This window comes from Marinobacter sp. GH_1 (genome assembly GCF_048595985.1).
Classification (GTDB): Bacteria; Pseudomonadota; Gammaproteobacteria; order Pseudomonadales; family Oleiphilaceae; genus Marinobacter; species Marinobacter shengliensis.
Genome location: NZ_CP184460.1, coordinates 465,960 through 487,830 on the forward strand (window position 1 = coordinate 465,960; position 21,871 = coordinate 487,830).

General features: G+C 58.7%; 19 protein-coding genes. 16 read left to right on the forward strand and 3 right to left on the reverse strand.

The features are described from left to right. Window positions 1-879, reverse strand: a complete 879-nt coding sequence (locus ACNSOI_RS02140) for a LysR family transcriptional regulator (protein ID WP_420195028.1) — start codon at window positions 877-879, stop codon at window positions 1-3. 203 nt (window positions 880-1,082) lie between these two features. Here ACNSOI_RS02140 and ACNSOI_RS02145 point away from each other — a divergent pair, with 203 nt between their 5' ends. Together ACNSOI_RS02145 and ACNSOI_RS02150 are read left to right on the forward strand one after the other, a co-directional pair. Next, window positions 1,083-2,006, forward strand: coding sequence for a catechol 2,3-dioxygenase (locus tag ACNSOI_RS02145; RefSeq protein ID WP_420195026.1), 924 nt, complete (start codon window positions 1,083-1,085; stop codon window positions 2,004-2,006). Window positions 2,007-2,095: 89 nt separating this feature from the next. After that, window positions 2,096-2,932, forward strand: coding sequence for an alpha/beta fold hydrolase (locus ACNSOI_RS02150; RefSeq protein ID WP_420195027.1), 837 nt, complete (start codon window positions 2,096-2,098; stop codon window positions 2,930-2,932). Window positions 2,933-2,939: 7 nt separating this feature from the next. Here the strand turns inward: ACNSOI_RS02150 and ACNSOI_RS02155 are convergent, their stop codons facing one another. After that, the gene (locus ACNSOI_RS02155; RefSeq protein ID WP_420195028.1) at window positions 2,940-3,818 is read right to left on the reverse strand and encodes a LysR family transcriptional regulator; all 879 of its coding nucleotides are present in this window, start codon (window positions 3,816-3,818) and stop codon (window positions 2,940-2,942) included. Window positions 3,819-4,021: 203 nt separating this feature from the next. Here ACNSOI_RS02155 and ACNSOI_RS02160 point away from each other — a divergent pair, with 203 nt between their 5' ends. The 13 genes from ACNSOI_RS02160 to argH all read left to right on the forward strand — a co-directional run bounded on the left by ACNSOI_RS02160 (window position 4,022) and on the right by argH (window position 16,361). After that, complete coding sequence (locus tag ACNSOI_RS02160; protein WP_420195029.1) at window positions 4,022-4,945, forward strand: catechol 2,3-dioxygenase; 924 nt, start codon at window positions 4,022-4,024, stop codon at window positions 4,943-4,945. Between the two features lie 30 nt (window positions 4,946-4,975). Next, window positions 4,976-6,436, forward strand: a complete 1,461-nt coding sequence (locus ACNSOI_RS02165; protein ID WP_420195030.1) for a 2-hydroxymuconic semialdehyde dehydrogenase — start codon at window positions 4,976-4,978, stop codon at window positions 6,434-6,436. A gap of 18 nt (window positions 6,437-6,454) precedes the next feature. Then, on the forward strand, window positions 6,455-7,240 hold the full coding sequence (dmpE, locus tag ACNSOI_RS02170; protein WP_420195031.1) for a 2-oxopent-4-enoate hydratase: 786 nt from the start codon (window positions 6,455-6,457) through the stop codon (window positions 7,238-7,240). Window positions 7,241-7,264: 24 nt separating this feature from the next. Then, window positions 7,265-8,200, forward strand: coding sequence for an acetaldehyde dehydrogenase (acetylating) (locus ACNSOI_RS02175; protein ID WP_420195032.1), 936 nt, complete (start codon window positions 7,265-7,267; stop codon window positions 8,198-8,200). A 12-nt stretch (window positions 8,201-8,212) separates the two neighbouring features. Then, window positions 8,213-9,250 (forward strand): 4-hydroxy-2-oxovalerate aldolase, encoded by a 1,038-nt coding sequence (gene dmpG / locus ACNSOI_RS02180; RefSeq protein WP_420195033.1) that lies wholly within the window; start codon window positions 8,213-8,215, stop codon window positions 9,248-9,250. Continuing rightward, a complete protein-coding gene (gene dmpH, locus ACNSOI_RS02185) occupies window positions 9,247-10,041 on the forward strand; it encodes a 2-oxo-3-hexenedioate decarboxylase (RefSeq protein ID WP_420195034.1) in 795 nt (264 codons plus the stop codon). Before dmpG ends, dmpH begins: the two co-directional genes overlap by 4 nt. A 9-nt stretch (window positions 10,042-10,050) precedes the next feature. Further along, the gene (locus tag ACNSOI_RS02190; RefSeq protein WP_027951160.1) at window positions 10,051-10,242 is read left to right on the forward strand and encodes a 2-hydroxymuconate tautomerase; all 192 of its coding nucleotides are present in this window, start codon (window positions 10,051-10,053) and stop codon (window positions 10,240-10,242) included. 37 nt (window positions 10,243-10,279) lie between these two features. Then, window positions 10,280-10,966, forward strand: coding sequence for a hypothetical protein (locus ACNSOI_RS02195; protein ID WP_339807258.1), 687 nt, complete (start codon window positions 10,280-10,282; stop codon window positions 10,964-10,966). Between the two features lie 5 nt (window positions 10,967-10,971). Beyond that, window positions 10,972-11,427 (forward strand): heme-binding protein, encoded by a 456-nt coding sequence (locus ACNSOI_RS02200; protein ID WP_339807257.1) that lies wholly within the window; start codon window positions 10,972-10,974, stop codon window positions 11,425-11,427. Next, the gene (locus ACNSOI_RS02205; protein WP_420195035.1) at window positions 11,427-12,818 is read left to right on the forward strand and encodes an amidase; all 1,392 of its coding nucleotides are present in this window, start codon (window positions 11,427-11,429) and stop codon (window positions 12,816-12,818) included. The genes ACNSOI_RS02200 and ACNSOI_RS02205 overlap by 1 nt, the downstream gene beginning before the upstream one ends. A gap of 38 nt (window positions 12,819-12,856) precedes the next feature. Beyond that, entirely contained in the window at window positions 12,857-13,804 is a 948-nt protein-coding gene (locus tag ACNSOI_RS02210; RefSeq protein ID WP_420195036.1) for a ketopantoate reductase family protein, read from the forward strand. A gap of 26 nt (window positions 13,805-13,830) precedes the next feature. Continuing rightward, window positions 13,831-14,568, forward strand: coding sequence for a hypothetical protein (locus ACNSOI_RS02215; protein WP_176282656.1), 738 nt, complete (start codon window positions 13,831-13,833; stop codon window positions 14,566-14,568). A gap of 383 nt (window positions 14,569-14,951) precedes the next feature. Continuing rightward, window positions 14,952-16,361: an argininosuccinate lyase gene (argH, locus tag ACNSOI_RS02220; RefSeq protein WP_420195037.1), complete on the forward strand. Its 1,410-nt coding sequence runs from the start codon at window positions 14,952-14,954 to the stop codon at window positions 16,359-16,361. Window positions 16,362-16,409: 48 nt separating this feature from the next. Here argH and ACNSOI_RS02225 read toward each other — a convergent pair whose 3' ends face one another. Further along, complete coding sequence (locus ACNSOI_RS02225) at window positions 16,410-18,851, reverse strand: EAL domain-containing protein (RefSeq protein WP_106694424.1); 2,442 nt, start codon at window positions 18,849-18,851, stop codon at window positions 16,410-16,412. 139 nt (window positions 18,852-18,990) lie between these two features. Here ACNSOI_RS02225 and ACNSOI_RS02230 point away from each other — a divergent pair, with 139 nt between their 5' ends. After that, a complete protein-coding gene (locus ACNSOI_RS02230; RefSeq protein ID WP_420195038.1) occupies window positions 18,991-21,840 on the forward strand; it encodes a class I adenylate cyclase in 2,850 nt (949 codons plus the stop codon). Window positions 21,841-21,871: the final 31 nt, after the last annotated feature.

Below are 21,871 nucleotides of genomic sequence, written 5' to 3' on the forward strand. Positions count from 1 at the left end.
CTACAGTTCAGCGGACTTGCGAATGACGAAGTCCACGAAGGAGCGGATCTTGTTGGGCAGCTGGTTCCGGTTGGGGTAGAGCATGTGAATGGTGCGGGTCTCCGACAGCCAGTCGCCCAACAGGCTCACCAGGGTGCCAGCTTCCAGATCTGCCTGAACCAGGTATCGGGGCAGGCAGCAGGCGCCCAGATGCGCCCGGACTGCATCGGCGGCCAACCGGATCTCGTCAGTTCGCAGCTTGGGCTTCGGTGAGTAAGTAACCGAATGACCGGCCTGGTCGTGAAAGCGCCAGTACGGCTGACGCTTCAGGCCAACCAGGGGCAGTTGGTCAAGGTCGGATGGCTCTTTTGGCTCCGGATACTGCTCAAGCAGTCGGGGAGTGGCGACCACCACCAGTTCGGTGGCATGAAGATCACGGATGATCCAGTCGTTTACCGTCACGCCGCCAAGCCGGAAGGCAACATCGATGCCGTGAGCGACAAGGTCAATCGGTTCATTGGTAAACATCAGGTCAACGCTGACCAGTGGGTTCTCTTTCATAAACTCGAAAACCCACTCTTTAACGAAAAAGTGCCCGGCGGCAATCGGTGCTGTGATGCGGATGTCGCCAGAAATGCTGGCCAGCTCGGATTTGACGTTCTCCGCGGACAGCTCGAGGTCCGTAAATATGCCGGCAAGGCTTTTGTAGAAGCGCTGGCCGGAATCGGTAAGGCCGAACTTTTTTGCGCTGCGGTGAACCAGCTTGTAGCCAAGATCCTGCTCAAGTGTCTGAAGTCGGCGGGACAGGGTTGAGGTCGGGATTTTCAGAAAATCTGCAGCCGCAACAATGCTGCCTTTTTCGGCGACTTTGATGAAGTAAAACAGGTCCTGGTAGTTCATTTAAGGGCTTCTCGGATGATTGTTAACGCAATCAGCAGGTTATTGCCTGGAACTCTAGCATGAAGGTGGTCGGTATGCCTGCTCAAGCTTCCATTTTCGGGATTTTGAGCGCCCGTATGAGTGGGTCTTATCCGGAACCCTAATCCCTATAATCGGGAACAGGTTGCCACTAAAGCAATAACAAACACAAAGAGGTACTTGTCATGAGAAAAGGTGTAATGCGTCCCGGTCACGTACAGGTACGGGTTCTGGATATCGATGAAGCCGTCCAACACTACACCGAGCTGCTGGGCATGATCGAAACCGATCGTGACGACCAGGGCCGGGTGTACCTGAAAGCCTGGACCGAAGTAGACAAATTCTCCCTGGTATTGCGGGAAACCGACGAGCCGGGTTGTGACTTTATGGGCTTCAAGGTGCTGGACGAAGCCGCCCTCAACCAGCTGGAAAAAGACCTGGTTGCCCACGGTCTGGAAGTGGAACACCTGCCAGCAGGCGAGCTGAAAGACTGCGGCCGCCGGATTCGGTTCACTGTGGCATCCGGCCATGCTTTCGAGCTGTATGCCGATAAGGAATACACCGGCAAGTGGGGCGTCAGCGATGTCAATCCGGAAGCCTGGCCCCGTGGCCTGAAGGGCATGAAAGCGGTGCGCTTTGACCACTGCCTGTTCTATGGCCCCAACCTGGCCGCCGTGTACGACGTCTTCGTGAACGTACTGGGCTTCCACCTGGTCGAGCAGGTGGTCGATCCGGAAGGTACCCGCATTGCCCAGTTCCTGACCTCCTCGATGAAAGAGCACGACATTGCTTTCATCCACAGTGACGACCCGGGCAAGTTCCACCACGCCTCCTTCTTCCTGGAAACCTGGGAAGACGTACTGCGGGCCGCGGACCTGATCTCCATGACCGATACCTCGATCGATATCGGCCCGACCCGTCACGGCCTGACACATGGCAAGACCATTTACTTCTTCGATCCGTCCGGAAACCGCAACGAAGTGTTCTGCGGCGGCGACTACACCTATCCGGATCACAAGCCGATTACCTGGAAAGCGGAAGATCTTGGCAAGGCAATTTTCTACCACGATCGCGTGCTGAATGAACGCTTCCTGACGGTTATGACCTGATCCTCTGATTGTCCCCGGGCCTGGGGCCCGGGGCAGAGAAGCTACCTGAACAGAATTGAAGAACACCTGAATTTGACTGTGAGGCCATCATGAATGCTCCTGTAGACAGCCCCGAAATCGGGCGCGAAATCATTGCCGCCGGCTACCGCACCAACGTCCATGATCAGGGCGAGGGCTTTCCGCTGATGATGATCCATGGCTCAGGCCCCGGTGTAACCGCGTGGGCTAACTGGCGCCTGGTGATTCCGGAGCTTGCCAAAGAACGACGGGTGGTTGCCCCGGACATGCTGGGTTTTGGATACAGCGAACGCCCGGAAGACCAGGTTTATAACCGTGAACGCTGGGTAGCCCATGCCATCGGAGTAATGGACGAACTGGGGCTGGAGCAGGTTGACCTGGTGGGTAATTCGTTCGGTGGTGGCCTGGCCCTGTCTCTGGCGATTGAGCACCCGCAGCGCGTGCGTCGCCTGGTGTTGATGGGCTCGGTGGGTGTCAGTTTCCCAATTACCAAGGGCCTGGACGAAGTCTGGGGTTACCAGCCATCACCTGAAAACATGCGCCGGTTGATGGATGTGTTCGCCTACGACAAGAGCCTGCTCACTGATGAGCTGGCGGAAATGCGCTATCAGGCCAGTATTCGCCCGGGCTTCCAGGAATCGTTTGCTGCCATGTTCCCGGCCCCGCGTCAGCGCTGGGTTGATAACCTGGCCAGCCCGGAAGAAGCGATTCGCGCATTGCCCCATGAAACACTGATTCTGCACGGCCGTGAAGACGAGGTTATTCCCCTTGAAGCGTCCTTGAAGCTGGCGGAACTGATTGACCGGGCGCAGCTGCATGTATTTGGCCGCTGTGGGCACTGGACCCAGATTGAACACGCCAACCGCTTTGCCAGGCTGGTCAGTGATTTTCTGGGTGAGGCTGACTGACTCGGGGCTACAGTTCAGCGGACTTGCGAATGACGAAGTCCACGAAGGAGCGGATCTTGTTGGGCAGCTGGTTCCGGTTGGGGTAGAGCATGTGAATGGTGCGGGTCTCCGACAGCCAGTCGCCCAACAGGCTCACCAGGGTGCCAGCTTCCAGATCTGCCTGAACCAGGTATCGGGGCAGGCAGCAGGCGCCCAGATGCGCCCGGACTGCATCGGCGGCCAACCGGATCTCGTCAGTTCGCAGCTTGGGCTTCGGTGAGTAAGTAACCGAATGACCGGCCTGGTCGTGAAAGCGCCAGTACGGCTGACGCTTCAGGCCAACCAGGGGCAGTTGGTCAAGGTCGGATGGCTCTTTTGGCTCCGGATACTGCTCAAGCAGTCGGGGAGTGGCGACCACCACCAGTTCGGTGGCATGAAGATCACGGATGATCCAGTCGTTTACCGTCACGCCGCCAAGCCGGAAGGCAACATCGATGCCGTGAGCGACAAGGTCAATCGGTTCATTGGTAAACATCAGGTCAACGCTGACCAGTGGGTTCTCTTTCATAAACTCGAAAACCCACTCTTTAACGAAAAAGTGCCCGGCGGCAATCGGTGCTGTGATGCGGATGTCGCCAGAAATGCTGGCCAGCTCGGATTTGACGTTCTCCGCGGACAGCTCGAGGTCCGTAAATATGCCGGCAAGGCTTTTGTAGAAGCGCTGGCCGGAATCGGTAAGGCCGAACTTTTTTGCGCTGCGGTGAACCAGCTTGTAGCCAAGATCCTGCTCAAGTGTCTGAAGTCGGCGGGACAGGGTTGAGGTCGGGATTTTCAGAAAATCTGCAGCCGCAACAATGCTGCCTTTTTCGGCGACTTTGATGAAGTAAAACAGGTCCTGGTAGTTCATTTAAGGGCTTCTCGGATGATTGTTAACGCAATCAGCAGGTTATTGCCTGGAACTCTAGCATGAAGGTGGTCGGTATGCCTGCTCAAGCTTCCATTTTCGGGATTTTGAGCGCCCGTATGAGTGGGTCTTATCCGGAACCCTAATCCCTATAATCGGGAACAGGTTGCCACTAAAGCAATAACAAACACAAAGAGGTACTTGTCATGAGAAAAGGTGTAATGCGTCCCGGTCACGTACAGGTACGGGTTCTGGATATCGATGAAGCCGTCCAACACTACACCGAGCTGCTGGGCATGATCGAAACCGATCGTGACGACCAGGGCCGGGTGTACCTGAAAGCCTGGACCGAAGTAGACAAATTCTCCCTGGTATTGCGGGAAACCGACGAGCCGGGTTGTGACTTTATGGGCTTCAAGGTGCTGGACGAAGCCGCCCTCAACCAGCTGGAAAAAGACCTGGTTGCCCACGGTCTGGAAGTGGAACACCTGCCAGCAGGCGAGCTGAAAGACTGCGGCCGCCGGATTCGGTTCACTGTGGCATCCGGCCATGCTTTCGAGCTGTATGCCGATAAGGAATACACCGGCAAGTGGGGCGTCAGCGATGTCAATCCGGAAGCCTGGCCCCGTGGCCTGAAGGGCATGAAAGCGGTGCGCTTTGACCACTGCCTGTTCTATGGCCCCAACCTGGCCGCCGTGTACGACGTCTTCGTGAACGTACTGGGCTTCCACCTGGTCGAGCAGGTGGTCGATCCGGAAGGTACCCGCATTGCCCAGTTCCTGACCTCCTCGATGAAAGAGCACGACATTGCTTTCATCCACAGTGACGACCCGGGCAAGTTCCACCACGCCTCCTTCTTCCTGGAAACCTGGGAAGACGTACTGCGGGCCGCGGACCTGATCTCCATGACCGATACCTCGATCGATATCGGCCCGACCCGTCACGGCCTGACACATGGCAAGACCATTTACTTCTTCGATCCGTCCGGAAACCGCAACGAAGTGTTCTGCGGCGGCGACTACACCTACCCGGATCACAAGCCGATTACCTGGAAAGCAGAAGATCTTGGCAAAGCGATTTTCTATCACGATCGCGTGCTGAACGAACGCTTCCTGACGGTGTTGACCTGATCCAAAAGATACAGAACAGGACGAGCAACAATGAAAGAGATCAAACACTACATCAACGGCGAATACGTAGGCTCAGCCAACGGAAAACTGTTCGATAACGTAAACCCGGTGACCGGCCAGGTGTTTGCCAAGGTCCATGAAGCCGGCCGTGAAGAAGTGGACGCAGCCGTGAAGGCTGCCCGGGCGGCGCTGAATGGTCCTTGGGGCAAAATGACCCTGGATGAGCGTACCCGCATCCTGCACAAGGTGGCCGATGGCATTAACGACCGCTTTGACGAGTTTCTGGAAGCAGAGTGTCTGGACACCGGTAAGCCCAAGTCCATGGCCAGCCACATCGATATCCCCCGGGGTGCGGCCAACTTCAAAGTGTTCGCAGACATGGTCAAGAACGTGGCGGCGGAATCCTTTGAAATGGCGACACCGGATGGCACCGGCGCCCTGAACTACGCCGTACGTCGCCCCAAAGGCGTGATCGGTGTGATCAGCCCCTGGAACCTGCCGCTGCTGTTGATGACCTGGAAAGTGGGCCCGGCACTGGCCTGTGGTAACACCGTTGTGGTGAAGCCTTCCGAAGAAACCCCAACAACTACCGCGCTGCTGGGTGAAGTAATGAAAGACGCCGGCGTGCCTGATGGCGTGTACAACGTGGTACACGGTTTTGGTGGGGATTCTGCTGGTCAGTTCCTGACGGAGCATCAGGATGTAGATGGTTTCACCTTTACCGGCGAAACCACCACCGGCGAGACCATCATGAAGTCTGCTGCCAAAGGCATTCGGGACATCTCCCTGGAGCTGGGTGGCAAGAACGCCGGCCTGGTATTCGCCGACTGCGACATGGACAAGGCTATCGAAGGCACTATGCGTTCCGCTTTCGTCAACTGTGGTCAGGTGTGCCTGGGTACCGAGCGTGTTTACGTTGAACGCTCCATTTTCGACGAGTTTGTTTCCCGTCTGAAAGAAGAAGCGGAAAAGCTGCGCATTGGCCCGCCCGATGACGAGAAGGCCAACTTCGGCCCGCTGGTCAGTCTCAAGCACCGCGAGAAAGTGCTGTCCTACTACCAGAAAGCGGTGGAAGACGGTGCCACGGTGATTACTGGCGGTGGCGTGCCCGAGATGCCGCAAGAGTATGCAGGGGGAGCCTGGGTACAGCCCACGATCTGGACAGGCCTGCCGGACGATTCCGCCGTGGTAACCGACGAGATCTTCGGCCCTTGCTGTCATATCCGCCCGTTCGATACCGAGGAAGAAGCGATCGAGCTGGCCAACAGCCTGCCATACGGCCTGGCCTCCGCCATCTGGACCGAGAACGTGAGCCGCGCCCATCGTGTAGCGGGTAAGGTTGAAGCCGGCATCATCTGGGTGAACAGCTGGTTCCTGCGGGATCTGCGCACACCGTTTGGTGGCAGCAAGCAATCCGGTATCGGCCGTGAGGGCGGTGTGCACTCCCTGGAGTTCTACACCGAAATGAAGAACGTCTGCATCAAGCTCTAACGAGCCGGGGGCTATCCAATGGACCAGCAAAAAATCCAGCAGTTCGGCGACGAACTTTACGAGGCCATGGTCAAGCGGGAAGCGGTCTCCCCGCTGACCAGCCGTGGCGAAGACATCAGCATCGAGGATGCCTACCACATCTCCCTGCGCATGCTTGAGCGCCGGCAGCAGGCCGGTGCCCGGGTAATCGGCAAGAAGATCGGCGTTACCAGCAAAGCGGTGATGAACATGCTGAACGTTCATCAGCCGGATTTCGGTTACCTGACCGACGACATGGTGTTCAACAGCGGTGAAGCGGTGCCCATCAGCGACCGGCTGATTGCGCCAAGGGCTGAGGGAGAGATTGCCTTCGTCCTGAAGAAAGATCTGGCCGGCCCCGGCGTGACCAATGCCGACGTGCTGGCGGCCACCGAATGCGTGATGCCCTGTTTCGAGATTGTCGATTCCCGCATCCAGGACTGGAAGATCGCCATTCAGGACACCATTGCCGACAACGCTTCCTGCGGTTTGTTTGTGCTGGGTGACAACGCGGTCTCCCCTCGGGATGTTGACCTGGTGACTTGCGGCATGGTGGTGGAGAAGAACGGTTCCATCATCAGCACCGGCGCCGGCGCAGCCGCGTTGAGCTCTCCAGTGAACTGCGTGGCTTGGCTGGCCAACACCCTGGGCGAGTTTGGTATTTCCCTGAAGGCAGGTGAAGTCATCCTGTCGGGCTCCCTGGTACCGCTGGAGCCGGTGAAAGCCGGTGACACCATGCGTGTGGACATTGGCGGGATTGGCAGCGCATCTGTGCGCTTTGTCTGATCCGGACCAAACGAGGACATGATTATGAGCAAGAAAATCAAAGCCGCCATCATAGGTTCGGGCAACATCGGCACCGACCTGATGATCAAGATCCTGCGTAACGGCAAGAACATCGAAATGGGCGCCATGGTCGGTATTGACCCGGAATCCGACGGTTTGGCCCGTGCCAACCGCATGGGCGTGGCCACCACCCACGAAGGTGTAGATGGCCTGGTAAACATGCCGGAATTTGCCGACATCGACATCGTATTTGACGCCACCTCCGCCGGTGCCCACATGCACAACGAAGTGTTCCTGCGTGGCCATAAAGAAAACATCAAGATTGTGGACCTGACGCCCGCGGCCATCGGGCCGTACTGCGTGCCGGTAGTGAACCTTGAGCAGAACCTGAACGAAGGTAACGTGAACATGGTTACCTGCGGTGGCCAGGCCACCATCCCGATGGTGGCGGCCGTGTCTCGCGTGGCGAAGGTGCACTACGCCGAAATCGTAGCCTCGATCTCTTCGAAGTCTGCTGGCCCCGGCACCCGCGCCAACATCGACGAGTTCACCGAAACCACCTCCAAGGCTATTGAAGTGGTCGGTGGTGCCCAGAAAGGCAAGGCCATCATCATCCTGAATCCGGCTGAGCCACCCCTGCTGATGCGCGACACGGTTTACGTGCTGTCGGATGCAGCTGACCAGGCGGAAGTCGAAGCCTCCGTCGAAGAAATGGTGCAAGCCGTGTCGTCCTACGTGCCAGGCTACCGCCTCAAGCAGAAAGTCCAGTTCGACGTCATTCCCGAAGACCAGCCGATGAACGTCCCGGGTCTCGGCCGCTTCAGTGGCCTGAAAACCTCCATCTTCCTGGAAGTGGAAGGCGCCGCCCATTACCTGCCCGCGTACGCTGGCAACCTGGACATCATGACCTCCGCAGCTCTCGGCACCGCCGAGCGCATTGCCGAATCGCTGGTCAAGTGAGGAGACTGAATCATGACTTATAACCCTGGCAAGAAACTCTATATCTCCGACGTGACCCTGCGCGACGGTAGCCACGCCATTCGTCACCAGTACTCCATCAAAAACGTGCAGGACATCGCGCGGGCCCTGGATAAAGCGAAAGTCGACAGCATCGAAGTCGCCCACGGCGACGGCCTGCAAGGTTCCAGCTTTAACTACGGCTTTGGCGCCCACACCGACCTGGAGTGGATCGAAGCGGTGGCCGAAGTGGTGGAGCACGCCCAGATTGCCACCCTGCTGCTGCCCGGTATCGGTACCGTCCATGACTTGGACAACGCCTACCAAGCTGGTGCCCGCATCGTACGTGTGGCAACTCACTGCACTGAAGCCGATGTCTCCAAACAGCACATCGAGCACGCCAGAAAGCTTGGCATGGACACCGTGGGCTTTCTGATGATGAGCCATATGCAGACCCCGCAGGGCCTCGCAGAACAAGCCAAACTGATGGAGGATTACGGTGCTACCTGCCTGTACGTGGTGGACTCCGGCGGTGCCATGAACATGAACGACATCCGGGACCGATTCCGAGCCCTGAAGGATGTTCTGAAACCGGAAACCAAAACGGGCATCCACGCCCACCACAACCTGGCGCTGGGGGTGGCCAACTCCATCGTCGCAGTGGAAGAAGGCTGTGATCGCATCGACGCCAGCCTCTCCGGCATGGGCGCCGGTGCCGGCAACGCCCCGCTGGAAGTGTGCATTGCCGCCTTCGACAAAATGGGCTGGGACCATGGCACCGACGTGTACGCCCTGATGGACGCGGCTGACGACATCGTGCGCCCGCTGCAGGACCGCCCAGTGCGTGTAGACCGCGAAACCCTGGCGCTGGGCTATGCCGGTGTGTACTCCAGCTTCCTGCGCCACTCCGAAGTGGCTGCACAGAAGTATGGCCTGAAGACCGTGGATATTCTCGTTGAACTGGGCAAACGCCGGATGGTGGGTGGCCAGGAAGACATGATCGTGGACGTGGCGCTGGACCTGCTGAAGGCGCAAGAGGAGCAAAAGGCATGAGCAAGACCCTGACTAATGAACAGATGCTGGCCCTGGCCGAGCGCGTAGAGAGCGCCGAACTGAACGCCCGCGATATCACCAAGGTCACCAACGATTACCCGGATATGACCTTCGAAGACGCCTACGACGTGCAGTGGGAAATCCGCCGCCGTAAGGAAGCTCGCGGCAACAAGGTGGTTGGTATGAAAATGGGCCTGACCTCCTGGGCTAAGATGGCCCAGATGGGCGTGGAAACCCCGATCTACGGCTTCCTGGCAGATTACTTCAGCGTGCCGGACGGCGGTGTGGTCAATACCAAGGAACTGATTCATCCGAAAATCGAAGCCGAAATCGCCTTCGTGACCAAGGCGCCCCTGCATGGCCCCGGTTGCCATATCGGTGACGTCCTGGCCGCCACCGACTTCGTGATCCCGGCGGTGGAAGTGATCGACTCCCGCTACGAGAACTTCAAGTTCGACCTGGTGAGCGTGGTGGCTGACAACGCCTCCTCCAGCCGGTTTATCACCGGTGGCACTATGGCGAACTTGGCCGATCTAGACCTTAAAACCCTAGGAGTGGTGGTGGAAAAGAACGGTGAAGTGGTAGACGTGGGCGCTGGTGCTGCTGTGCTGGGCCATCCGGCGTCTAGCGTTGCCATGCTTGCTAACCTACTGGCTGAGCGCGGTGAACACATTCCGGCCGGTACTTTTATTATGACCGGCGGAATCACAGCGGCAATTGCGGTGGAAGCCGGAGATAACATCAGCGTTCGCTACCAGGGGCTGGGTACTGTCACGGCCCGGTTCGAATAAGGAGGTTATATGCCCGTTGCCCAAATCAACATCCTGGAAGGTCGTACCGACGAGCAAAAGGAGATGCTGATCCACGAGGTAACCGACGCCATTGTCCGTTCCCTCGGAGCGCCGGTTGAAAGTGTGCGCGTCATTCTCAACGAGATGCCCAAGCAACATTTCGGCATTGGCGGGCAGTCGGCGAAAAAGCTGGGGCGATAAGCCCCGGCGATGATTGCGGATTTTTAGGAGAAGGCAAATGAGCAAACTTCCAGTGTTATTTGTCTCCTGCGATGCGGACAACATCCAGTCCCGGGAACAAGCCGGCTCAGGGCCTGCACGGATGATCTGGGGCAAGCAGTACAAAAGCGTGGTGGTGATCAGCTCCAGTGCCGGCCAAAATGCCCCGGAAATCCTGCAGCTCAAAGGCAGCGGCTCCACCTCGGGCAGGATAAAGGCGCTGCTCTCAGACCAGGGTTTTGAGCCGGAAGTGCATTCACGGGACGTATCGAGCAGGCACCAGTTGTTCCGGGTGCTTCTGGCAGAGGAGCCGGGGGAGTTAACGGAACTCATCCTTAATACCGGTATGAGTGAGCTTGAATACCGGCGAGTCGGGCGGTGTCTGGAGGTGCTTCGGGAACAGGATGTCCTTGTGATCTGCCTCGATGACAAGCCTTGCCATAGAGAAGCAGACGGTGTTTCCCTGCACGACCGGCATTTACGGGAGCTACTCAGTGCCTGGGCACAGGATCAGCAGTGGGTCGCCGTGATGTCATTCAAGGGCGATGCTGCGGGCTCCACCCAAACCAATCGCCTGGATGACCCGACGGTGTGCCTGCTCAATGCCGCGTTTACCCTGGGGGGCTCGCAGTTTCCGCAACGGATGTTCAGCAGTGGAATGAACAATGCGGCACAGATGCTGTCCGGATTTGGCTGGATGAGATAGCAACTATGGATAACAACCAGGAACTCACACTCGTACAACCCTCGTTTTCTTTGACTGAACAAGCGTCGCTAAGTTTGCTTCAGGCGGCCATTAACAAGGCTGGAGAGCTGGGCATCAAGGCGACGGTGTCGGTTGTCGATGCCTCAGGGCGTCAGTTGGCTTTCCTTAAAATGGCGGGCTCCTTTCTCGTGTCTTCCGAGCTGTCGCAGAAAAAAGCCATCACGGCGGCAGGTATGGGCCTCAACACGGTAGATCTTGAAAACGTGTTGGCTTCAGCCCCTGCCAGGGTGCTGGATGGCCTCAACCAGGCCGGCGACTTCACCATGATTGGCGGCGGCGTTCCGCTCTACCGGGATGGCGTTCTGGTCGGTGGCATCGGGGTATCTGGGGGTAGCGAAGATGAAGACATCGAATGCGCCCGTTTTGCCGCACAAGCTATTGACCTTGCCAAGGAATCGTAATGGCTCAAGCGCCACTATTGTCAACGCCGTTAAGGCAGCTGGCACAACAGCTTGAGTCCAGAACCCGGACTGGTGAGGAGCTGGTCGAAGCGGCCATTGATGCCGCTAAGACGGGTGATCACGGTGCCTATGTCAGTTGGCGCCCGGAGTCTGCGCTCGAACTTGCCCGTGCCGGAGACAAGGTAAGGGCTTCAGGCGGTAACACCGGGCCTTTGATGGGCATACCTGTGTCGGTGAAAGATCTGTTCGGTGTGCCCGGTTTTCCAACCTATGCCGGTTGCTCCCGTGCCTTGCCAGAACACTGGCAGCAGGCAGGCCCCCTCATTCACGCCCTCCAGTCCCAACTGGCGCCCGTGGTGGGTAAAACCCATTGCGTGGAATTGGCATTCGGAGGGCTCGGTACTAATAGCCACTGGGGAACCCCCAGAAACCCTTGGGACAAGCGTGTTCACCGTGTTCCTGGTGGCTCCAGTTCCGGTGCGGGTGTTTCCCTGATCAATGGAACTGCCGCGTTGGCCCTGGGCACCGATACCGCCGGTTCCGTTCGTGTGCCCGCAACGATGACCGGCGTGGCGGGGCTGAAATTGACTGCCGGGCGATGGCCAACATCGCAGATTGTACCCCTGTCGAGTACCTTGGACACGCCCGGGTTGTTGGCGCACCGTGTCGATGACCTGGCCTATGCCTTCAGTGCTCTGGACCCGGTTGTTCGGAAACAAGGCAGACAGCTGCCCGCGGTCCCGGACCTTGCCAGTCTCACCTTCGGTGTCCCCTCAGCGTTCTTTTGGGAAGACTGCAGCCCCGGCATTGCCGAAACCGTAGAGCAGGCTTTGAGGTCCTTGGAAAGGGCGGGTGCCCGGCTGGTTCGATTTAATTTGTGGGGGCTCGATGAAATCTATGGACTGTTTCTTCAGGGTGGTGTGGCGGCGCCGGAACTGGCGGCTTTTATCCGGCAAGAACTGCCGGAGATTATGCCCGCGCTGGATCCAAACGTAGCGGCAAGGTTGCGCACCGCTGGGGAGCTGCCGGCCTGGGAATATATCCACAGGCTGGACCTCATCAAGCGCCTGTCAGTCAGCGCCGCCAACGAATTGCAGGGTATCGATGCCCTGCTGATGCCGACGGTTACGCTGACACCGCCTGCGGTGGATAGTCTGGATGAACCGGGGGCCTATGCGGCGGCAAACATGCAGGCCTTGCGTAACACCGCCATGGTCAACTATCTGGGCCTGTGTGGACTAACCCTGCCAGTGGGGAAAGATAAAGCCGGGATGCCAGTTGGTTTGCAGTTGTTAAAAGGACCATGGCAGGAAGGCCGGCTTCTGGCGATTGGCCAGGCAGTTGAACGTTGCCTGGGTTTCGGTCCTGATATACTCGGAAGTTGTCCATGAATCCTATTTGACCAACATCCTGACGTATCGAGGTTGCAGTGGCTGCGTTAAAAATTCTGATGATCGGTGCCGGCGGCATCGGAGGCTACTACGCCGCAAGGCTGGCTGAAGCTGGCCACCAGGTTGTGCTGACGGCGCGCGGTGGTCACCTTCAGGCACTGAGAGCGGATGGCCTGACCGTTGATTATGAAGGGCAGGTACTCCGGCATGGTCTTCCTGCCTGTGATCATCAGACGCTCATTCGGGATTACCATCCGAATGATTTTGATCTGGTTGCCATTGCCCTCAAATCCACGGCGACCGGTGCCGTAATGGCCGAACTTTGCGACTGGCTGCGTGCCGGTTCCGTACCGGTGCTGTCATTGCAGAATGGCGTTGATAACGAACCCTTGATTGCCGAAGTGGTGGGTGAGGCGCGTGTGCTTGGTGGCCTTGCCGTGCGCATTGGCGGCCATATTACTGAACCCGGTATGGTGTTTGCCGAAGGCGTGGCCCAGATCGTGATGGGCGCCTGGCCCGCACAACAACCTAAAGACGACCCGCGTGCGGATCTTCTCAAGGTTCTGGAAGTTGCTTTTAACGAAGCCGGTATTCCCACCACTGTGACCGAAAACATCCGGTATGAACTCTGGCGCAAGTTGGTCATCAACAACGGCGTAAATCCACTCTCGGCCCTGACACGCCTGGATACTCGAAGCCTGACTCACCACCCCCAGTTCCGGCACGTTGTATTTGGGATGATGAGTGAAACGGTAGAGGCATCGAAAGCGGATGGTGTAAACCTGACCCGTAAAGATTTGGAAGAAATGTTTGAGTTGATCAGTAGTTTTAACGCGATTAAAACATCCATGCTGATTGACCGGGAAAAAGGCCGTCCATTGGAGTTGGAAAGTATCGCTGGAGCTGTTCTCAGACGGTGTGATGCTCTGGAGGTGGAGGCGCCCTATACCAGCCTGGTAAATGCTTTGCTGAATCATGGTCTCTGACAAACTCCCGCCCATTTGGTCGCTGCATGGCCTCGGCACTGACCCGGAACACCGCATTTCTGACCCTGCACATTGCCCCGTCGCGTTACAGCGTAAAGCGTGTACCCGGTTGGCTGGACCGCCAGCCTGCGGATCAGTTCCCCCGGGCGGGTCTGGTTTTAAGCATTCACTCGGTCTGGCCGCAGATCAATATCTACCCCTACCTGCGGATGCAGAATATCTCGGTGGTCCCGATTGATGCCGCGACCGCGATGATGCCGGGCGGGGAGCGCGTGGCGGTGAACGATATGGCCGGCGGCGAGCCCGGATACTTCTGGCTGAACCCGGCCAACGCACTGGTGATGTTGGGGATTATCCACCGGGACCTGCTGGCGTATGTCGAGCAGAGCTGCCTGTCCCCGGACGCCATGTCCAGGCAAGCCGACGCCCTGAAGCGCAGTTTCGACAGCTCGAGCCAGCAGTTGCGGGGCATCCAGCTGGAGCTGGACCGCAAAATCGGCGCGCTGGAGGCCCTGCAGTTCGCTGTCCGGCGACAGGAGCTGACCCCGCTCGGCCAGGCTAGCTACCTGCCTGAAGTGGCATTCGAGCAGGTGCTGACCGGCGAGTTACCGACGCTGCTGATTACCACGCTTGAGCCGGATCACAGCAAGCTGGCTGACGTTCCTCAGCATGTGTCGATCTGGCATGTGGACGACTTTTCGAAGTATACGGAAGACGGGTTTATCAGCCGTTGGGAGCGTAACCTGAGTGAGTTGCTGCGGTAAACCTTGGCAAGCCCCCGATGCAATAGACGCCTGATAGCGTCACCCTAAACGAACGGCGACGCCCACTACATTGCACCTTCGACTTCATTTCTTGCGTGCACACAGTGCAAGTGTTACCCGCGAGTTTGAATGTCCGCTTTGCGACCTTTACGAACGATTTTAGGCTTTAGGAAAATTTTCCCCATGCCGAGTTCGAACAGCCACCACCCAAGATATGTTTGGCAACCCCCAGTCGTCCTACGATATTTAGCGCGATTCCAGAATCTTGAAGCGTTATAATGAGGACAAAATTACCCGAAAAATAGCAAAAAGTGTCACTTTTACAATTCCACGAAAAAACAGACGCTTAAGCAAGAGTTACATGTTACTATAGGACTAAAACCATGACGGATCAGAAAAAGTCTGACCAGACCACATCCTCCGAAAAACCCTGGGGTGGCCGCTTCAGCGAGCCCACAGACGCCTTTGTTGAGCGCTTCACTGCGTCGGTCGGTTTTGACCAGCGCCTGTATCACCATGATATTACCGGCTCCATCGCCCATGCCACCATGCTGGCTCAAGTGGGTGTGCTCACTGACGCTGAGCGAGACCAGATTATTGATGGTCTGAAAGGCGTGAAGGAAGACATTGAGGCCGGCCGCTTCGAATGGTCTGTCAGCCTTGAAGACGTGCACATGAACATCGAAGCCCGGCTGACCGACCGCATCGGCATTACCGGTAAAAAGCTGCATACCGGCCGCAGCCGTAACGACCAGGTAGCCACCGACATCCGCCTGTACCTGCGGGACGAAATCGACGTGATTGCCGAGGAACTGGCCCGCCTGCAGGCTGGCCTGTTGGATCTGGCCGAGCGTGAAGCGGACACCATTATGCCCGGCTTCACCCACCTGCAGACCGCCCAGCCGGTTACCTTCGGCCACCACCTGCTGGCCTGGTACGAGATGCTGGTGCGCGATGCCGATCGCCTGCAGGATTGTCGCAAGCGGGTGAATGTGATGCCCCTGGGCGCTGCCGCCCTGGCCGGTACCACTTACCCGATCGACCGCAACCTGACTGCCGAGCTGCTGGGCTTTGACCGGCCGACTGAAAACAGCCTGGATTCGGTGTCTGACCGGGACTTCGCCATCGAATTCTGCAGCTTTGCCGCGCTGCTGATGACCCACCTGTCCCGGTTCAGTGAAGAGCTGGTGCTGTGGACCTCGGCCCAGTTTGATTTCATCGACCTTCCGGACCGCTTCTGCACCGGGTCCTCCATCATGCCCCAGAAGAAGAACCCGGATGTGCCGGAGCTGGTGCGCGGCAAGACCGGCCGGGTCAATGGCCACCTGATCAGCCTGCTGACCCTGATGAAGAGCCAGCCGCTGGCCTACAACAAGGACAATCAGGAAGACAAGGAGCCGCTGTTTGACACCGTCGATACCATCAAGGGCTGCCTGAAGGCCTACGCCGACATGATTCCGGCGATCGAAGCCAAGGCCGATAACATGCGGGTAGCGGCCAAGCGGGGCTTCTCTACCGCCACCGATCTGGCCGATTACCTGGTCAAGAAAGGCGTGCCTTTCCGGGATGCCCACGAGATCGTCGGCAAATCCGTGGCTTTTGGTGTGGCCGAAGGCCGTGACCTGTCCGATATGACCCTGGAAGAACTGCAGCAGTTCTCTGACGTGATTGGTGAGGATGTGTTTGACGTGCTGACCCTGGAAGGCTCCGTGCAGGCCCGTGATCACCTGGGCGGCACCGCACCGAACCAGGTGCGTGCGGCGGTGGCCCGCGCCCGCGCGGCGCTGAAGTAATCCAGCGCGTGTGCTGGGAGGAGCCTGCGGGCTGCTCCCAGCAACCGCTTACCCGCCTATGCGGCCGGTGCTGAGTTCTACCTCCGCTGGTTTGAGCTCTTCCAGCGGCCGCGGCCGTGACAAACGGTAACCCTGGCCAAAGTGAATGCCCAGGGTTCGGACTTTCCTGAGGGTTTCATCGTTCTCGATAAAGGTGGCGACGGTTTCCTTGCCGGCGGTTTCGGCAATCCGATGCAGGGCATCCACCATGATCTGCTGCACCGGATCACGTTCCAGATCGTTCATGATGCGCCGGTCCAGTTTGATGATATCCACCGGCAGGTTGGCGGCCAGGCTGTAGCTTTCCACGGATGCCCCCGCCCCTTCCAGGGCAACCCGGCACCCCGCCCGGTGCAGGGCGTCACATAATACGGCTACCTCATCGGGATACTGGGTGGCGTGGGATTCACGGATCTCCAGGCAGAAACAATGGGCCTGGAACGGGGTCTGGCGCACCTGTTGTTCCATGAAATCAGCAAAGGTGTCATCCAGAATGGTGGCCAGCGACAGGTTGAAGCCGCAGTACTTCAGCCTTGGCTCCAACAGTCGATGCTGGCTCAGCCACTGGAGAGTCTGTCGGATAACCTGGCGGTCCAGGCGCTTGGCCAGGTCAAACCGTTCTGCTACTGGCAGGAACTGCTCCGGCAGCAGGGGCGAGTCGTCGCCTGTACCCGGAATCCGGCACAGGATTTCAATGTGGTCACCCCAGGTGACGCTGGCCACCGGCTTGAGGGATTGAAACTCCAGAATCAGCTGGCCGTTATCCAGGGCCTGATGCAGCTGTTCAAGCTGGCGGTCGGTGCCCCGATTGGCCAACTCGCCGGGCAAGGCCTGGGTGGTGTGGATACGGTTGCGCCCGGAGGTCTTGGCGGTATGGCACAGGTCGGCGGCCTGGGTCAGTAGTTGTTCAGGCTGGAGCGGAGCGTCGGTTCCGAGAATCAGCAGGCCGCCACTGGCGGTGGTCTGTAACTGTCTGCCCTGCCATTCAAACTGGAACTGGGCAATCTGCTCCCGGATTTCCTCGGCAATCTTGCGGGCCCTGGGTTCCGGGCAGTTCTCTATGAACAGGGCAAAGGTGTCACCGGACAGCCGGGCCAGGGCGTCCCGCTGGCGCACCCGCAGCCCGAGCATACCGGCCAATTCACGCAGGTACCGATCGCAGGTGCCACTGCCGGCCTGTTCGTTGAACTGTTCAAAACTGTCCAGGTCGAGCAGCAGCAAGCCGTCCATCGACTGGCGTTTGCGCTTATGCTTCATGGCCCGTTCCAGATGCTCGACAAAGGAGCGCCGGTTCATCAATCCGGTCACCGGGTCATGGCGCATCCGGTAGTCGCCGCTGCCGCTGTGCTGGACACGATTGCTGATGTCTTTGGCAACATGGACGGCACCGACCACCTCGCCTTGCAGGCCCTGAATATTCTGGAAATGAAATTCGTAGACTGGCAGGCCTTCGCCCTGGCGGTTCAGGGGCATCTCGGCCACGAAGTGCTCCCGGTCAAAGGCCCGTTGCCACAGGCGCTCAATCATGCGCCGTTCGTTGGTGAAGTCGGCAAGCAGGGTTTTAAGGTTGTCGCCGGGCCTTGGTTCGGCGCCAAAGGCGTTTCGGAACTGTTCTGCCCAGGGAGCGTTGAAATGCAACAGGTTCAGGCTGGTGTCGACAGCGACCACGAGGTCTGGCGTGGCGTTGGCGGTTGCTTCCAGAATCCTCTGGGCCTGCTGCCGGGCGTGGTCGTGTAGCATGGCTTCACTGTGGTTGACCATCACGCCACCGAGCTTCTGGATCCGGCCGCCGCTTTTCAGGGCGCGGCCCGACAGGATGACTCGTTGCAGACGTTGCCGGCTGGTCAATACCGACAGCTCCATACTGAACGGGCGGCCCGTGCGCATGCAGCGGCGGAACAGGGCACGCACGCGGTTCTGGCCGACCTGGCAGTAGAACAAAGCCTGTTCGGGTGACAATTCCGTCCCGGGGCGCAACTCCAGCAAACGGTACATGCCCTCAGACCAGCTGATCTCATTGGAGGTCATATCCAGCTCCCAGAGCCCGAAACCGGCGCCTTGTTCTGCCAGTCGTAACAGGCGGCTGTCCATGTCGCCGCTGTCTTTCAGGGAAATGGTGGCGTTGGCGGCCTGGTCTGAATCACGCATTTCCATGCGCAAGCCCAGAATGGCGGTAAAAAAGAAGCCATCCTTGTGGCGGAAGGTCACCAGCACGGTCTGGCCGTTGTCCAGATGGTGTCGGTGGGCCGGGGCAAAGGGATCGTCCTGCCGGGAGGCGAGAATGCGTTGCACCGGTTGTCTGATCAACGCCCCGGCGTCGTAGCCGAACATGGCCTCGGCATGGCGGTCGACGTGGGCGATTCGGCCATCGTCGTCCACCCGCAGCAGGGTTGGCTGAATGACAGGTCCAGACAGATCCGGCCGATAACGTTGAATAATGAATTCTTTCACAGCGCAGGTGCCTCTTCAGGAGGTGCCATTTCCGGTGTTCACCGGAAACGGGTCATCCTTTTATTTTTTTACCGGTTTTGCCACGATTCATTCATCATACTGACTATCTGACCGAAAATAACCACTTGCCGGAGCCCTCTTGACCGTTCTCGCACCGCCCATCGTTCTCGACTTTGAGGACGGCATCGACCGAAAAACCCTGCGGCGGCTGCGGGACCGGTTTCTATTGGTCAATCGTCAGCGCTGGGAACGGGCGTGTTCGGCCCTGACTTACCGGCAGCAGGTGGTGCTTGAACTGTTACCGCTGGCGTTTCATCTGAATCATCCCGCTTTGCCGGGCTATCTTGATGGCAGCTGCCCCCAGGGCCTGGCCGGCTATACCCCGGGTAACGATGTGCTGAATTCCGCGCGCCGTTTTGCCCGAAGTTTCAGTGTTCGCGACCAAGGGCTTCGCAAGGCCGATCTCGACAGTCTGTTCCTGATGGGCAGTCCCGGCACCCTTGGGCACTCGGTTGCCAGTGATCTGGATGCCTGGCTTTGTCATCGGGATGATCTGTCTGAACAGGGCATCCGCAGCCTGGAGCGCAAGGCCGAAAAGCTGTCGCAATGGGCGGCAACGCTGGGCGTTGAGCTCCACGTGTTTGTCTTCTCGGCCGCTGACTGGCGGGCCGGCCGGCAGCGGGCCGAGGTCACCGGAGAGAACTGTGGCAGTGCCCAGCACTTTCTGTTGCTGGATGAATTCTACCGGACCAGCATTCATCTGGCTGGGCGCTATCCGCTCTGGTGGCTGATCCCGTCGGAGGCCGAGGCGGACTACGGGGAATGCCGCCGGCGTTTGCTGGAGTGCCGGTTCATCAAGGCCAGCGAGTACATTGATTTTGGCGCCGTGCCGTCGATTCCCGATGAGGAGTTCCCCGGCGCCGGTATCTGGCAGCTCTACAAAGGCATTGATGCTCCCTGGAAGGCCATTCTCAAGTTGTTTCTGATTGAGTGTTACGCCACCGATACCGCCCAGCCGTTATTGTCCGCCAGCTTCAAACAGGCGGTGTATCAGGGGCAAACCAGTGCCGATGTTCTGGACCCCTACGTCATGCTGTATCAGCGCCTGGAGCAATGGCTGTTAACCAGTGGTGCTCCGGAGCGCCTCGACCTGGTGCGCCGGAGCCTGTACCTGAAGGCGGGTTTGCCGCTCACCCGGGCCGGAATGGCCGGGGACCAATGGCGAATCGATCTGCTACGACAGCTAGTGCAGCAGTGGGAATGGGGCGAAGACCGCCTCAGCGCCCTGGACGATCGCCAGCGCTGGCGGGCAGAAGAGGTGACAGGCCTCAGGCGGAACATCGTGGCGGAGCTTACCCACAGTTACCGCCTGTTGTCGCGCATGGCCCGGGAGCAGCACACCCAGGCGGCTATCAGCGCCAATGACATTAACCTGCTGGGCCGCAAACTCTACGCCGCCTTTCAGCGCAAGGCGGGCAAGATCGAACTGGTTAACCCTGGTCTGGTGCCGTCGCTGGCGGAGGAAAACCTGTCTTTTCACCACCAGTCCGAACAGGGCGGGGAAGGTGATGGGTGGTTGCTGTACCGGGATCTTGAAGATCCCTCCGACGCCTTCTGGCAACCGGTGATCCGCCGCGCAGGCAATCTGGCGGAGCTGTTGGTGTGGTGTTACTGCAACGGCTTGTTGCATCGCTCCACCCGGCTCAATGTCCGGGCGGGCAAGAGTGTTGCCTCGGTGGCCGAACTGAAAGACATTGTGGAGGTGTTGTCGGGCTTTCTGCCTATGCCCATGTCTCCGGCGCCCAGAGAGGCGCTGTCCCGAGGTGTGCGCCCGCTGAAAAACCTGTTGCTGATTAATGTGGCGGTGGACCCGCAAGCCCACCTGACCGAACGTGGGCTACACAAGCTCAGTGCCCGTTCCGATTCACTGGGGTTCAGCGGTGGGCGCGATAACCTGGTGCTGACCATTGATCAGATTACTCTGAACAGCTGGCATGAGATCAGTCTGCAGCACTATGCCGCCGGAGATACCCTGATCCAGTGCCTGAAAAACGTGTTGGCTCAGGTGGCCATGAACCCGGCCGAGCTGCCGGAAATCCGCGTGGCGGCCCCCAGTCGGGGGCATGGCAGCGCCATTGCACGCCGGGTGAGGGAGTTGTTCGGAGATGTGTTGCGCCATTTCTTTGCCGGCGGCACCGGGCCGCACCCCTTGCGTTACATCATCGAGATGGATCATCGCTATTTCCTGCTGCAGTTCAGCGGCCGGGAACCGGGGTTTGTCGCCCTGGACAGTCGTGAAGCTCTGCTGGCAGCGCTGTTGCAGCCGCAGGATGAGTATCTGCCAATAGTGCCGGACCGCCATGCCCTGCGGGACGAGCCGGTGCTAAAGGCGGTCTGCGCGGCGTCCGAAGCGGGCAATATACAGGTGTTCTGGTTGCTTCAGGGTGACCGTGGCCAGCTCTGGGTTGTCGATGAGCATGGCAGTTTGTGGGCCCGTTCGGTCCGGGCAGGGCATCGCAACCACCTGCTTGGTCCGTTAATGCGCTTCCTGGAAAACCTGGTGGAACGGCGCCTGTTGCGTCAGGCAGATAACCTGGACCCGGCGGGCGGTATCCGTTGCTATGAAATGGTACGTCGCGACGCCCGCTGGATTGCTGAACTCCGGCCCTATCAGGGCACCACGGTGCCACTTTCGGGCCTGGAGGTTCAGGCCGTCGGTGTTCAGCAGGGCGACAGCACATTGCGGTTCGATATTTACTGCAACGATCAGGAATTCAGTGTGCAGGAATACGGGGACCGTCTGATTCCCGCCGTCGCACACTACATCCGTTCGCTGCGCCAAAGTGGTGAATCTTATCCGGTGTATCTCACCGACCTGCACCTGCCCCATGATCTGGACCCGCAGTTGTATCAGCGGGATATCCAGACCGGTCAGTCACTGTATTACCGTACCAGGCTGGAAGACGCCCTCAACCGTTATCTGCCGTAAGCCATCGGGTCCCTCGCGATCAGGGGCGGGT